This window comes from Pseudomonas protegens CHA0, assembly GCF_000397205.1.
Classification (GTDB): domain Bacteria; phylum Pseudomonadota; class Gammaproteobacteria; order Pseudomonadales; family Pseudomonadaceae; genus Aquipseudomonas; species Aquipseudomonas protegens.
This window is the reverse complement of record NC_021237.1, coordinates 507,179-521,380: the sequence shown is the minus strand read 5'-3', so window position 1 is coordinate 521,380 and position 14,202 is coordinate 507,179. Positions and strand designations below refer to the sequence as shown.

The 14,202-nt window shown below is 63.6% G+C and carries 11 protein-coding genes and 1 pseudogene; 2 read left to right on the top strand and 10 right to left on the bottom strand.

The genetic code is table 11. The features are described from left to right. Positions 1-9: 9 nt before the first annotated feature. The 7 genes and pseudogenes from aroB to pilM all read right to left on the bottom strand — a co-directional run bounded on the left by aroB (position 10) and on the right by pilM (position 6,319). Positions 10-1,110, bottom strand: coding sequence for a 3-dehydroquinate synthase (gene aroB, locus PFLCHA0_RS02290; RefSeq protein WP_015633868.1), 1,101 nt, complete (start codon positions 1,108-1,110; stop codon positions 10-12). 145 nt (positions 1,111-1,255) lie between these two features. After that, positions 1,256-1,774, bottom strand: a complete 519-nt coding sequence (gene aroK, locus PFLCHA0_RS02285) for a shikimate kinase AroK (protein ID WP_011058824.1) — start codon at positions 1,772-1,774, stop codon at positions 1,256-1,258. Positions 1,775-1,778: 4 nt separating this feature from the next. Then, positions 1,779-3,434, bottom strand: a pseudogene (locus PFLCHA0_RS02280) (type IV pilus secretin PilQ); the annotation flags it as partial. A gap of 110 nt (positions 3,435-3,544) precedes the next feature. Next, positions 3,545-4,075: a pilus assembly protein PilP gene (locus PFLCHA0_RS02275; RefSeq protein ID WP_015633866.1), complete on the bottom strand. Its 531-nt coding sequence runs from the start codon at positions 4,073-4,075 to the stop codon at positions 3,545-3,547. Beyond that, a complete protein-coding gene (locus tag PFLCHA0_RS02270; protein WP_015633865.1) occupies positions 4,072-4,695 on the bottom strand; it encodes a type IV pilus inner membrane component PilO in 624 nt (207 codons plus the stop codon). Before PFLCHA0_RS02270 ends, PFLCHA0_RS02275 begins: the two co-directional genes overlap by 4 nt. Further along, complete coding sequence (locus PFLCHA0_RS02265; RefSeq protein ID WP_015633864.1) at positions 4,692-5,258, bottom strand: PilN domain-containing protein; 567 nt, start codon at positions 5,256-5,258, stop codon at positions 4,692-4,694. Before PFLCHA0_RS02265 ends, PFLCHA0_RS02270 begins: the two co-directional genes overlap by 4 nt. Then, positions 5,258-6,319 carry a type IV pilus assembly protein PilM gene (pilM, locus tag PFLCHA0_RS02260; RefSeq protein ID WP_041751917.1) on the bottom strand — a complete coding sequence of 354 codons (1,062 nt, stop codon included), beginning with the start codon at positions 6,317-6,319 and terminating at the stop codon, positions 5,258-5,260. Before pilM ends, PFLCHA0_RS02265 begins: the two co-directional genes overlap by 1 nt. Before the next feature lie 219 nt (positions 6,320-6,538). Here pilM and PFLCHA0_RS02255 point away from each other — a divergent pair, with 219 nt between their 5' ends. Continuing rightward, on the top strand, positions 6,539-8,971 hold the full coding sequence (locus tag PFLCHA0_RS02255; protein ID WP_373365351.1) for a penicillin-binding protein 1A: 2,433 nt from the start codon (positions 6,539-6,541) through the stop codon (positions 8,969-8,971). A 121-nt stretch (positions 8,972-9,092) separates the two neighbouring features. On the opposite strand, the gene PFLCHA0_RS02250 is transcribed toward PFLCHA0_RS02255, so the two are convergent. From PFLCHA0_RS02250 to rpmE, 3 genes are all read right to left on the bottom strand, one after another. Next, a complete protein-coding gene (locus PFLCHA0_RS02250) occupies positions 9,093-10,361 on the bottom strand; it encodes a malic enzyme-like NAD(P)-binding protein (RefSeq protein ID WP_011058817.1) in 1,269 nt (422 codons plus the stop codon). A 187-nt stretch (positions 10,362-10,548) separates the two neighbouring features. After that, complete coding sequence (locus tag PFLCHA0_RS02245) at positions 10,549-11,328, bottom strand: thermonuclease family protein (protein ID WP_015633861.1); 780 nt, start codon at positions 11,326-11,328, stop codon at positions 10,549-10,551. Positions 11,329-11,369: 41 nt separating this feature from the next. Beyond that, the gene (gene rpmE, locus PFLCHA0_RS02240; protein WP_011058815.1) at positions 11,370-11,591 is read right to left on the bottom strand and encodes a 50S ribosomal protein L31; all 222 of its coding nucleotides are present in this window, start codon (positions 11,589-11,591) and stop codon (positions 11,370-11,372) included. Positions 11,592-11,890: 299 nt separating this feature from the next. On the opposite strand from rpmE, the gene PFLCHA0_RS02235 reads away from it, so the two are divergent. Continuing rightward, positions 11,891-14,110 (top strand): primosomal protein N', encoded by a 2,220-nt coding sequence (locus PFLCHA0_RS02235; protein ID WP_011058814.1) that lies wholly within the window; start codon positions 11,891-11,893, stop codon positions 14,108-14,110. The last annotated feature ends 92 nt before the right edge of the window (positions 14,111-14,202 follow it).

Sequence of the window (14,202 nt, the reverse complement as noted above, 5' to 3'; positions counted from 1 at the left end):
GGGATCTTATTAACCTTTAAGCTGAGCCAGGGCGCGGTAGTCCGCTCCCAGCGTGGCCTGTAAAACCTCTTTCGGATAATCGTCGGTCACTACGGCTTCGCCCATGCGGCGCAACAGCACCAGACGCAAACGACCGTCGATCACTTTCTTGTCAATTGCCATGTGTTCGAGAAAATCCGCTTCGCTCATTTCCTCTGGCGGGATGACCGGCAAGCCCGCGCGCTGGAACAGGCGAATACCGCGGTCACGCTCCTGGCTGGTGATCCAGCCCAGGCGCGCGGACATTTCCAGGGCCATTACGGTGCCAGCAGCCACCGCCTCACCGTGCAGCCACACACCGTACCCCATGTGGGTTTCGATGGCGTGGCCGAAGGTATGCCCCAGGTTGAGGGTGGCCCGCACTCCCGATTCACGTTCGTCGGCACCCACTACCGCGGCCTTGGCCGCACAGGAGCGCTCGATGGCGTAAGTCAGGGCCTGCTGGTCCAGGGCCCGCAGGCGGTCGACGTTCTCTTCCAGCCAGGTGAGGAAGGGCTCGTCGCAGATCAGGCCGTACTTGATCACTTCCGCCAGACCTGCCGACAGCTCGCGGCTGGGCAGGGTGTTAAGGCTGGTGGTATCGATCAGCACCACGTTCGGCTGGTAGAAGGCGCCGACCATGTTCTTGCCCAGCGGGTGGTTGATACCGGTCTTGCCGCCCACCGAAGAGTCCACCTGGGACAGGAGGGTGGTAGGAATCTGGATGAAATCCACGCCCCGCTGGTAGCAGGCCGCGGCAAAGCCGGCCATATCACCGATCACGCCGCCACCGAGGGCGATGATGGTAGTGCGTCGATCGTGGCGCGCAGTGAGCAGGCCATCGAAGATCAACTGCAGGGTTTCCCAGTTCTTGTAGGCCTCGCCATCGGGCAGAACCACCGAGATCACCGAGAACTGCCCCAGGCTGCGGGTCAGGCGCTCAAGGTAAAGCGGCGCGACGGTCTCATTGGAAATGATCGCCGCTTGCCGCCCGGCGATATGCGGCACCAGCAGCTCGGGCTGGTCCAACAGACCTTCACCAATGTGAATCGGGTAGCTGCGCTCGCCTAGATCGACCTTAAGTGTCTGCATGTGTCCCCACAGTGAAGATGGAAGCAGGCATTGTGCCCTGCATTGACGATGGGCCTCGTCTGGTCTTCTGACGCAGCCCGATAGCTCTGCGCCACACCTTGGCGGTCTGGCGCGACGCCGAGAATAGCGCATTTCGCTCGACGCATTAACGGGGTGGCAGCTGCTGCAGGCGCTCCAGTATGTCCAGCACCACCATTCGTGGCGGCCGCTCATCGGTTTCCACCACCAGATCGGCAATTTCCCGATAAAGCGGGTCGCGGATTTCCAGCAGGTCGCGCAGGGTCTTGGCCGGATCGGCGGTGCGCAGCAGGGGACGATTGCGGTCCCGGGCGGTGCGCCCCACCTGTTGCTCGACCGAGGCGTGCAGATAGACCACTCGTCCGCCAGCGTGCAGCGCCCGACGATTGGCCTCGCGCATCACTGCACCACCGCCAGTGGCCAGGACCACGCCGTCAGTGCCACAGAGCTCGGCGATCATCGCCTGTTCGCGATCACGAAAGCCCGGTTCGCCTTCCTTATCGAAGATCCACGGGATATTCGCGCCTGTACGCAGTTCAATTTCCTTATCGGAATCTTTGAATGGCAGGCGCAGCTCTTTGGCCAGTAAGCGACCGATGGTGCTTTTTCCAGCCCCCATCGGCCCAACAAGAATCAAATTTCGCACAGAATCAACGACTCACAGCAATCGCCTGGTTGTTCATGATACGCGGAGTGAGAAATACCAGCAGCTCGGATTTTTTCTCCGACACCACGTCACGCCGGAAAAGGCGGCCAAGATACGGCACATCGCCAAGAAATGGCACTTTATCTACAACCTTGCTCTGGGTATTCGAGAAAACCCCGCCGATGACGATGGTCGCCCCGTCGTTGACCAGTACCTTGGCATTGACCTCGTTCTTCTTGATCGGCGGTACATCCTGGACCTTGTTCAGGTAGTCCGGCTCATCCTTGGTGACCTTGACCTCCATGATGATGCGGTTGTCCGGGGTGATCTGCGGCGTCACTTCAAGCGACAGCGACGCCTCCTTGAAGGACACCGAGGTAGCGCCGCTGGAGCTGGCTTCCTGGTAGGGGATCTCGGTGCCCTTGAGGATCTTTGCGGTTTCCTTGTCGGAGGTGACCACCTTGGGCTGGGAAACGATCTCGCCGTTGCCGGTCTTCTCCATGGCGGTCAACTCCAGGTCCAGCAGCACGTTGTCGGTGATGTAGGCGATGCCGATGCCCGAGGTATGGGCGCTAGCCCCCAGATCGACAAAGGGTGAGTTGCTGCCGCCGCTGCCCGGAGCGCCGATGCCGCTGGAACCGCTGGCAGCGTTCTGCACCCCGCTGGCGCTCCAGTTGCCCTGGTTCTGCACCGAGCCGCCCCAGCGCACGCCCAGGCTCTTGTCGTAGTCAACGTTGGCCTCGACGATGCGCGCTTCGATCATCACCTGGCGCACGGGAACATCCAGCTGGGCGACGATGCGCCGAAGTTCGTCGAGGCGCTCCTGGCTCTGGTAGGCAATGATGCTGTTGGTGCGTTCGTCCACGGTGATCGAGCCACGCTCATCGGCTTTTTCCTCGGCGCGGGTCACCGACTGGAACAGCTTGGCGATGTCCGCCGCCTTGGCGTAGTTGACCTGAAGCAGCTCCCGACGCAACGGCGCCAGGTCCTCCAGCTGCTTCTGCGACTCCAGCTCCTGACGCTCGCGGGCGGCAATCTCATCCGCCGGAGCCACCAGCAGCACATTGCCGATCTTGCGCGAATCAAGGCCCTTGGTCCGTAGCACCAGATCCAGGGCCTGATCCCAGGGCACGTTCTGCAGGCGCAGGGTGATGCCGCCCTGCACGGTGTCGCTGGCCACCAGGTTGAGGCCCGTGAAATCGGCGATCAATTGCAGCACCGAGCGCACCTCGATGTCCTGAAAGTTCAGCGAGAGCTTTTCCCCCTTGTAGGCAGGTCGGGCCGCAGCCGCCCTGCTGCTGGTCTCGGCCAGGGGGCGGACACTGACCGTCAGGCGGTTGTCGGTCTGGAAGGTGGAATAGTCGAAGGCGCCCTTGGGCTCCAGGGTGACGGTGGTACGCCCGGCAGCCGTATCCGCAGTGATGTACTGCACCGGGGTGGCGAAATCCTTGACGTCCAGGCGAACCCGCAGCGCCTCGGGCAATTGGGTACGGGCAAAATCGAGGACGATTCGGCCCTCGCGCCGCTGGACATCGACAGCGATGCGCGGGTCGGACAGGTCGATCAGCACATTGCCTTCGCCCTCCTCGCCGCGCTGAAAATCCACGCCGCGTATCGACCCGGCCACTGCCTGCGGCTTTGCAGGCGCCCGAGCTGCCGTCCCCGGAGCAGCGGGCTTGGGCTCGGCGGCGCCGACCAGCGGTGCCAGCAGCGCTATCCATAGCGCTACACCGAGGGCTGAAACAGTCCTGTTCATTTTCCAGATTCCACTTAAGAGTGTTTTTTCAGCGCCAGTGTTCGCGGCCGCTCCAGCCAGGCTCCCGCTCCATCGGGAACAATTTCCACCACCTCGATCTGCGATTCGCTGATGGTCACAACCCGGCCTTCGTTGCGCCCCAGGTAGTCGCCCACCTGCAAGCGGTGGATGCCACCTGCGCCGCGCAACAGGGCAAAGCTCCCGGAGGCGTTGGACAGGGTCCCGACCATTTGCAACTGCTCGATATCGAACCCCTCCAGGTATTGCCGGGCTCGCTGCGGGTCGGGCCGGACCGCACTGGCCCCTTGCCGACGGGCCGCCAGGTCAAGCCTTTGCGGCGGCTGGAACGGACTACGCAATGCGCTGGCGTCATAGGTGAACGAGGGGTAAGACCGGATTACCGGGATTGGTTCAATCGGCCCGGGCGCTTGCAGGCGCATCTGGTTCATGTAGGCGTCCAGGTCGGCAAAGTCGTCATCGGCGCCACCACACCCCCACAGCCCGGCACAAAGGCAGCCAAGCACCGCCCAGCGCAGGCGCCTCATGAGTGCGGCTCCGGAGCGTCGTACCTGTAGGTGCGCGCCTCGATGCTCATGCGCAACAGCGCCGGATTGCCCGCCGCCACAGGCTGAATGCGAAAATCATGCAAGGTGACGATGCGCGGCAGGCCGGCGACGCCACTGACGAAGCTCGCCAGGTCGTGATAGGCCCCGGTGACAGTAATCTGGATCGGCAACTCGACGTAGAACTGCCTGGCCACCTCCGGTTGCAGCCTGATTTCCTCGAAGGCCAGGCCACTGCCCAGCCCCACGCGACTGATGTCCTCCAGCAGGCCGGGGACCTCGGTGTCGCTGGGCAACTGACGCAACAGCAGGTCGAAGCTGTTGCGTATGACGGCCAACTGCTCCTGGTAGCGCGGCAAATTGGCTCCCTGGCGCGCCTTGCCGGCAAACTCCTGCCTGAGACGAGCTTCCTCCTGGCGCTGGCGCTCCAGTTGCTCCAGGTGCGGGCTCAGGTAAAAGCCGTAGCCCACTAGCAGAACCAGCAGCAGAAGCAGGGCCGCCACCAGACTCCTGGCCGGCCCGGGCCAGGAGCCCAGGTTGGCCAGCTCCAGCTCCCGCAGATCGATACGCCGCAACTCTGCCAGCCATTGTCGAGGGGTCATTGCCGAAGCTCCCCGGTTGGCCCGGGCGTCTGCCCGACATTCAGCCGGAACAGGTTGTTCAGCCCTTGCTGGGCGTCCACCGCGTTCTTCACCTCGGTCAGGCTGGGGGCAGCAAAACCCTCGGCAGCCTGCAGATTGCGCATCAGGTCGGACACCCTGTTGTTTGACTCGGCGGCACCGCTGATTCCAAGGTTCTGCCCCTGCAGATCCACCTCGGTGAAGTACACGCCATCAGGCAGGCTGCGGGCCAACTGCTGAAAAATCCGCACACTGTTGGAGCGGTTGCCCTGCAGCTCTTCGATGATGCCCATGCGTTCGAGCAACTGCTGTCGTTGCGCCTTGAGCCCCTGGATGCTGGCGATCTGCTCATCCAGGCGTGCCGTCGCCTGGCCCAGATACTGGTTGCGCAAATGCTGGCGCTCGATCACTCGGCTTATATAGGCGTCGGCCAACAGAATGACCCCGCCCCCGAGCACGACCATCATCGCCAGCATCTGCAGGAAACGCCGACGCCTCAGTTCGCGCGAGGCCTCGCGCCAGGGCAACAGGTTGATCCGCGCCATCAGTCGAACCCTCGCAGGGCCAAGCCACAGGCCAGGAGCAGGTTCGGCGCCTGTTCATTCAATACCTGGGGGTCGACTCGAGGCCCCATCGGCATGGCCCGGAAAGGATTGGCCAGCGACGTATCGATGCCTGTCTCGCCCTCCACCCGCCGCTCCAGGCCGGCCAGCCCGCTACCGTCTCCGGCCAGCAGCAGTTGCACCAGGGGCTGTTGCTGAGGCGAGGTGGCGAACTGCTGCAGGGAACGGCTGACCTGTTGCAGCACCTCCTGCTCGAAGGGTTGCAGCAACTCTTCGGCGCAACCCTGTGGCAAACGGTCCTGGCTCTGCGCCAGCAATGCCTGCTCCAGTGTCAGCCCGTATCGACGCTGGAGCGCTTCCATCAGCAGCCCGCTACCGAAAAGCTGCTCACGGTTATAGATCACTCGCTGGCCGTGCAGGACGCTGAAACGGCTGAGGGCCGGGCCTATATCCAGCAACGCCACGGCGCCAGGAGTCGCCAGCGGCAGGTGCGCCGCCAGCAGCAACAGGCAGCGCTCCAGAGCCAGGGGCTGGGTATCCACCACCCGGGCTGTCAGGCCGGCCAGGCCCAATACCGTTTCCAGAGCTTCTACCCGCTCGTTGCGACAGGCTACCAGCAGCACCTGAACCCGCTGCGGATTACCGGGCACCGGCCCCTGCACTTCAAAATCCAGGGCCACGTCTTCCAGGGGATAGGGAATGTACTGGCCGGCTTCCAGCCGGACCTGCTGCTCCAGTTCGTCGGTGTGCAGGCCCGCCGGCATCTCGATCAGTTTGCTGATCACCGCCTCGCCGGCCACCGCTACCGCCGCCCCCTTGAGCCGGCTGCCCGTCTTGAGCCAGGCGCGGGACAGGGCCGCGGCCAGGGCCTCGGGGTCGGCAATGTGTTGGTCAAGCACAGTATTGGGCGCCAGGGGCTCCCTGGCGTAGGCCTCGACCCGGTACCCCTGCCCCTGGCGCCCCAGGGCCAGAAGCGTGACCGATGTCGCATTGATATCGATCCCCATGAGGGAACTCGGCTTTTTGCTGAAGAGTCCAAGCACGACCAATTCCCTATGACTATCCGTGACTTACGGACTGCTTAAGCTGCATTGCGTTCAATGGTCACGTCTTGACAGACGGGCAAATGACGCTCTCGGCGGAAAATGCTTATAATGCCCAGCGTTTTTTTCCGCTTTTACCTGCTGCGTGGGCCGGCCCCTGATGTCCGTGAATGCCCTGACGCCTAATTCATTCCTTTCTCTGGAAATCCAAAAGCCTTGATTCGTCTGCTGAAGTTTTTCGGGTGGTCCATCGTCGCGGTGTTCTGCGGGCTCCTCCTCGCCCTCTCCGGTGCGTTTCTCTATCTTAGTCCCGGCTTGCCGTCGGTTGAGGCCCTGAGAAGCATCCAGTTGCAGATTCCCCTGCGGGTGTACAGCAGCGACGGCAAACTGATCGCTGAATTCGGTGAAATGCGCCGTACCCCCATACGTTTCGCCGACATTCCGCCCAACTTCATCAATGCGTTACTAAGTGCTGAAGACGACAACTTCGCTAACCATTACGGGGTTGACCCCAGCAGCCTGATGCGTGCCGCAACCCAGCTGGTCAAGAGCGGACACATCCAGTCCGGCGGCAGTACCATCACCATGCAAGTGGCGAAGAACTTCTTCCTGACCAGCGAGCGCAGCTTCTCGCGCAAGACCACCGAGATCCTCCTGGCTCTGCAGATCGAACGGCAGCTGACCAAGGACGAGATCCTCGAGCTGTACGTCAACAAGATCTACCTGGGCAACCGTGCCTACGGGATCGAGGCAGCGGCCCAGGTGTATTACGGCAAGTCCATCCGTGACGTGAGCCTGGCGCAGATGGCGATGATCGCCGGCCTGCCCAAGGCGCCTTCGCGCTTCAACCCCCTGGCCAACCCGGCACGCAGCAAGGAACGTCGCGACTGGATCCTGGGGCGCATGTACAAGCTCGGCAAGATCACCGAAGCGGCCTATACCGAGGCAATCAACGAACCGTTGAACGCCAGCTATCACGTACCGACTCCGGAAGTGAACGCCCCGTACATCGCCGAGATGGCCCGGGCCGAAATGGTCGGCCGCTATGGCAGCGATGCCTACACCGAAGGTTTCCGGGTCACCACCACGGTGCCCAGCGATCTGCAGGAAATGGCCAACACCGCGGTCCATGAAGGCCTGATGACCTACGACCAGCGCCACGGCTATCGCGGCCCGGAATCGCGCCTGCCAGGCAAGACCCAGGCGGCCTGGGCCAGCGAACTGACCAAGCAGCGGACCATCAGCGGCCTGGAACCGGCGATCGTCACCCTGGTAGAGAAGAATGGCCTCCAGGTGCTGACCCGCAACGGCGAAGAACATGTGGCCTGGGACAGCATGAAATGGGCCCGGCCGTTCCTCAATACCAACAGCATGGGCCCGGTCCCGCGCCAACCGGCGGACGTGGCCCAGGTCGGCGACCTGATCCGCGTGCAGCGCCAGGCGGACAACTCGTTGAAGTTCAGCCAGATCCCGGTCGCCCAGGGCGCCCTGGTGACGCTGGACCCGCAGAACGGTGCGATCCGCGCCCTGGTGGGCGGCTTCGCCTTCGAGCAGAGCAATTACAACCGTGCGATGCAGGCCAAGCGCCAGCCCGGCTCCAGCTTCAAGCCGTTCATCTATAGCGCCGCCCTGGATAACGGCTACACCCCGGCCAGCCTGGTGAACGACGCACCTATCGTGTTCGTCGACGAATACCTGGACAAGGTCTGGCGCCCGAAGAACGACACCAACACCTTCCTCGGCCCGATCCGCATGCGCGAGGCGCTGTACAAGTCGCGCAACCTGGTGTCGATCCGCCTGCTGCAGAGCATGGGCGTGGACCGCACCATCGACTACATCAGCAAGTTCGGCTTCAACAAGCAGGACCTGCCGCGCAACCTGTCCCTGGCCCTGGGTACCGCAACCCTGACGCCGATGGAAATCGCCACCGGCTGGAGCACCTTTGCCAACGGCGGCTACAAGATCACCCCGTACATCATCGACAAGATCGAAAGCCGCAACGGCGAGCTGCTGTTCAGCGCCAACCCGCCAAGCGCCCCCACCGGCAATACGGCCACCAGCGGCATCGCCGCCCCTGAGCACAACTTCACGATCAACAACGTGGCCGGTGAAACCTCAGCTCCGGCAGCGACGCAAGCCCCGGCGGTTGCCGAGCGGATCATCGATGGCCGTACCACCTACATCCTCAACAGCATGCTCCAGGACGTGATCAAGCTGGGTACCGGACGCCGCGCACTGGCCTTGGGCCGTACCGACCTGGCGGGCAAGACCGGTACCACCAACGAGTCCAAGGATGCCTGGTTCTCCGGCTACAACGCCGACTACGTGACCACCGTATGGACCGGTTTCGACCAGCCGGAAAGCCTGGGGCGCCGCGAATACGGCGGCACCGTGGCACTGCCGATCTGGATGAGCTTCATGGGCGCCGCCCTCAAGGACAAGCCGCCACACACCCAGCCAGAGCCGGAAGGCATTCTCAGCCTGCGGGTAGACCCGGTCAGCGGCCGCGCCGCCACACCCGGCACGCCCAATGCCTACTTCGAACTGTTCAAGAGCGAAGACACTCCGCCCTCGGTCAATGAACTGGGCAATGGCGCCGTACCAGGCAGCCCGCTGCCGGCGGACGAAGCGGCGCCGATCGATCTGTTCTAGCGCCAGGGGAGCCGTGAACGCGGCAACCTTCGCCGGCGTGGCCGCTCCTACAGCGGACAAGCGCCCACAAAAAAGCCCCGGTTCTCGCGAGCCGGGGCTTTTTGCATGACGCTACGAACGCTTAACCGTTGAACACATCATCCACGCTCTTGAGCGGGTAGTTCTTCGGGTACGGCAGGGTAGCCACGCCGGTCTCGATGGCGGCCTTGGCCACGGCATCGGAGATCACGGTGATCAGGCGGGCATCCATTGGCTTGGGAATGATGTACTCACGGCCGAATTCCAGCTTGATGCCACCGTAGGCGTCGCACACTTCCTGAGGAACCGGCAGCTTGGCCAGGTCACGCAGGGCGTTGGCCGCGGCGATCTTCATTTCTTCGTTGATGCGCTTGGCGCGTACGTCCAGGGCACCACGGAAGATGAACGGGAAGCCCAGGACGTTGTTCACCTGGTTCGGGTAGTCCGAACGGCCGGTAGCCATGATCACGTCGTCGCGGGTGGCGTGCGCCAGTTCCGGGGCGATTTCCGGATCAGGGTTGGAGCAGGCGAACACGATCGGGTTCGGCGCCATGGATTTCAGGCCTTCAGCACTCAGCAGGTTCGGGCCGGACAGACCGACGAACACGTCGGCGCCTTGCAGGGCGTCGGCCAGGGTGCGCTTGTCGGTGGCGTGGGCGAACACCGCCTTGTACTGGTTCAGGTCATCACGGCCGGAGTGGATCACGCCGGTACGGTCGACCATGAAAATGTTTTCGATCTGTGCACCCATGCTCACCAGCAACTTCATGCAGGAGATGGCGGCAGCACCGGCACCCAGGCAGACGATCTTGGCGTCGGCCAGGGTTTTGCCAGCGATTTCCAGGGCGTTGATCATGCCGGCGGCGGTAACGATAGCGGTGCCGTGCTGGTCATCGTGGAACACCGGAATGTCGCACTGCTCGATCAGAGCGCGCTCGATCTCAAAGCACTCGGGTGCCTTGATGTCTTCCAGGTTGATGCCACCGAAGGTGATGGAAATGCGCTTGACGGTGTCGATGAAAGCCTGCGGGCTTTCGGAGTCGACTTCGATGTCGAATACATCGATGCCGGCGAAACGCTTGAACAGCACGCCCTTGCCTTCCATCACTGGCTTGGAGGCCAGTGGGCCGAGGTTACCCAGGCCGAGAATCGCGGTGCCATCGGAAATGACGGCAACCAGGTTGCCTTTGCCGGTGTACTTGTAGGCCAGTTCCGGATCGCGAGCGATTTCGCGTACCGGCTCGGCTACGCCGGGGCTGTAGGCCAACGCCAGATCACGAGCGGTAGCAGTGGCCTTGGTGAGCTCGACACTCAGCTTTCCTGGACGAGGATTGGCATGGTATTCGAGAGCGGCAGTTTTCAAATCAGACATGTGGGCATTCCGCTTTTTGCTGTTGGACAGACGGACCGCCGAGGATACTCGTGTCGCATAGTCCCCACAAGACTGCCCGGTCACCCCTGTCAAGGCCCCTAGCGTACGACTTTGGGCCAAGAGCCGCGGGGTACAAGGCTTTCAACTGTTCACAATCTATTAAAAAAATGTCTACAATTTTTCTTTATCAGATAAGTCCGAGCATGGAAGGGTCAGTCACGGACAACATCCAGCGTGGATGTGCAGAGTGCCGGCCAGGCTGACGCGAGCGATCGACAACCCAGCCGCGAGCCTCGATCCGGCGCCCCGAAAGGCCACTGAGCAGCCGGCGATCGAAGCGCCGCAGGACATTGGGTGCAATGCGCAATACAACCTGCCCCTGCAATGTGATCCAAAGACCACCACGATTGCGCTGCACCCTGCTCACTCGCCCTTCGAACAGGGCAAAGCCCGTGCGATGGATCTGCTGCGCCGTGAGTACAGGTGAACGTCGCCAAAGCCCCAGCCCGGCTCGGCGCGCATGGTTCTCGGCAGCCTTCTGGCAGCTCGCCAGGGCGACGTTTGGCAGCACGGCAATCCGATAGGCCAAGCCTTCCGCGATCAACCGGGCTTCGAAGTTGATACCAGTGACGCCATAGACATGGGCCAGGACACGACCGTAACGATCCTGCCTTTCACGCCCCGGCAGCAGGCCGACCCGCCCACCACTCTGTGCCACCAGTTGTCGCAGACGCTGCCGCGCCGCCTCGGCGAAGGGCTCGGCAGGGCGCCCCTTGCCCGCCAGCTCCGGGGCATTGAGGCCGATCATGCGTAACCTGCGGCCATCCTTGAGGTGCAGGGTGTCGCCATCCACCACCCGCAGCACCGTTGCCGGCAACAGCCCTTTGGGCGCCGGGCAAAACGCCTCGGCCGCTGTCAGCCAAATCGCGCCCACAAAAAAGGCGCCCACTAGGGACGCCTTTTTCATCAGCGAGGAAAGTCGGTATCGGCTTTCCAGAACGATCAGCCTCAGGCCTTCTTCGTTGCGCCGAAAGCACCGAAGCGCGACTTGAACTTGTCGACACGACCGCCAACGTCCAGAGTCTTTTGCTTGCCGGTGTAGAACGGGTGGCACTCGTTGCACACGTCCAGGCTCAGAGGCTTGGCCAGGGTGGAGCGAGTTTCGATGACGTTACCGCAGCTGCAGGTAGCGGTAATGGCTTCGTATACTGGATGGATATCGGCTTTCATGGTGTATTCCTCAGGCTAGCGTGCCGCCACCCAACACTATTGTTGAATACCGCACGAATTAGGGCGCGAATTCTACCAGACCGCGTCAAACGCGCAAGCGATCCTGAGTGCAGCCCATCAGAAAAAGCCGGTGCAACCTTGACAGCCCAGGCTTTGCCACCCCCTGAACTGAAAAACCTGCTCCATGCCCGGGCAGACCCCGCAGGTACAGGGGCCACGCACGCTTATACAGGACACTCCACCGCTGCTCTGTTAGGCTCCGGGGCCTATTTACCCTCTGCTCAACGAGATTGTCCCGCGTGCCCGACGCCATCCTGCGCCTCGCCCTGCCCTCGCCCCTGCGCCGCCTGTTCGACTACCGTGCTCCGGCCGGGGTGCTGCGTGCCCAGTTGCACCCCGGCATGCGCCTGCGGGTGCCATTCGGCCGCCGGGAAATGATCGGCATCCTGGTGGAGGTGGCGGATCACAGCGAGGTCCCGGCGGAAAAACTCAAGCCGGCCCTGGCCCTGCTGGATCCCACGCCTCCGCTACCGCCGGCCCTGTTCAAGCTGTGCCTGTGGACCGCCCAGTACTACCAGCACAGCCTGGGAGACACCCTGAGCTGGGCATTGCCAGTGCTGTTGCGCCAGGGCGAGCTGGCCGAGGCCCGCCAGGAACGCTTCTGGTCGATCGCCCCCGGGGCCCGGCTCGACGACCCGCGCATCGCTCGCGCCCCACGCCAGCGCGAAGCCCTGGCAACCCTGGCCCAGCACCCACACGGCGTGCCCCATACCCTGCTGAGCAAGTTGATGCTGAGCAAGGACAGCCTCGACCTGCTGCTGGCCAAGGACCTGGTGCAGGTGGAGGTGCGCAAGCACGCGCCCGGGGTACGCCACGAACACTGGCTGGCCCAGCCCGAACTGCCGCTCAACAGCGAGCAGCGCGCCGCCTATGAAGCCATCCGCGCCGGGTTCGACAGCTATCACGCGTTTCTCCTGGCCGGGGTCACCGGCAGCGGCAAGACCGAGGTCTACCTGCAACTGATCCGCGAAACCCTGGAAGCCGGCAAGCAGGCCCTGGTGCTGATTCCGGAGATCAACCTCGGCCCGCAGACCCTGGCGCGCTTCGAGCAACGCTTCAACGCCCGCATCGCCCTGCTGCACTCGGCGGTCAATGACCGCGAACGCCTGGACGCCTGGCTGGCTGCCCGGGACGGCGAGGCCGACATCATCATCGGCACCCGCTCGGCCCTGTTCACGCCGATGAAGAACCCCGGCCTGATCATCATCGATGAGGAGCACGACGGGTCCTATAAACAGCAGGAAGGCCTGCGTTACCACGCCCGCGACCTGGCTTTGGTGCGTGCGCGCCAGGAAAACATTCCCATCGTCCTGGGCTCGGCCACGCCGTCCCTGGAAAGCCTGCACAACGCCTACACCGGCCGCTACGGCCTGCTGCGCCTGAACGAGCGGGCTGGCGGCGCCAAGCAGCCGCGTTTCCTGCGCCTGGACGTGAAGAGCCGCCCGCTGGACAGCGGCATTTCCGGCCCCATGCAGCAAGCCATCGGCCAGACCCTGGCCGCCGGCCAGCAGGTCCTGGTGTTCCTCAACCGCCGCGGCTTCGCCCCGACCCTGCTCTGCCACGACTGCGGCTGGATGTCCGAATGCCAGCGCTGCGACGCCCGCATGACCGTGCACCAGCGTTCCGGCGAGCTGCGCTGCCACCACTGCGGCCATGTGGAGCGGGTTCCGCGCCATTGCCCGCAATGCGGCAAGGTCGACCTGCGCCCCGTGGGCGCCGGCACCGAGCGGGCGGAAGAGCGCCTGGGCATCTTGTTTCCCGACTACCCGGTGCTGCGGGTGGACCGCGACAGCACCTCGCGCAAGGATGCAATGAACCAGCTGTTCGCCACTATCCAGAAAGGCCAGCCGTGCATCCTCGTGGGCACCCAGATGCTGGCCAAGGGTCATCACTTTCCCCGGGTGACCCTGGTGTCGATCCTCGATGCCGATGGCGGCCTGTTCTCCGGCGACTTCCGCGCCAGCGAGCGCATGGCGCAACTGATCGTCCAGGTCGCCGGGCGGGCTGGCCGGGCCGAAGAGCCGGGCAAGGTGATCATCCAGACCCACCTCGCCGACCACCCGTTGCTGGTGCAGTTGACCGAGCAGGGCTACTTCGCCTTCGCCGAACAGGCCCTGAGCGAGCGCCGCGCCGCCGGCCTGCCACCTTTCGCCCACCTGGCGCTGCTGCGGGCCGAAGCCCACAAACCGGGCCAGGCCGAGGGGTTCCTCGATGAAGCCTGCAGCGAGGCCGAGCGCCTGCTGGCGGAACAGAACCTGGGGGGCATCGAACTATTGGGCCCGGTGCCGGCTCCGATGGAGCGGCGCGCCGGACGTTATCGCGCGCAATTGCTGCTGCAGGCCAATGCCCGAGCGCCCTTGCATCGTTTGCTCAGCAGTTGGCTGCTGGTGCTGGAACAGATGCCCAGCGGGCGGCAGGTCCGCTGGTCGCTGGATGTGGATCCCGTGGATCTGTATTGATCGAGGTCGTGCTTTCGCGGGCAAGCCCGCTCCTACAATGGGCAGCATCAAACCCGCAAGAGCCGGCTTGCCGGCGAAGGCAATCGAATGCC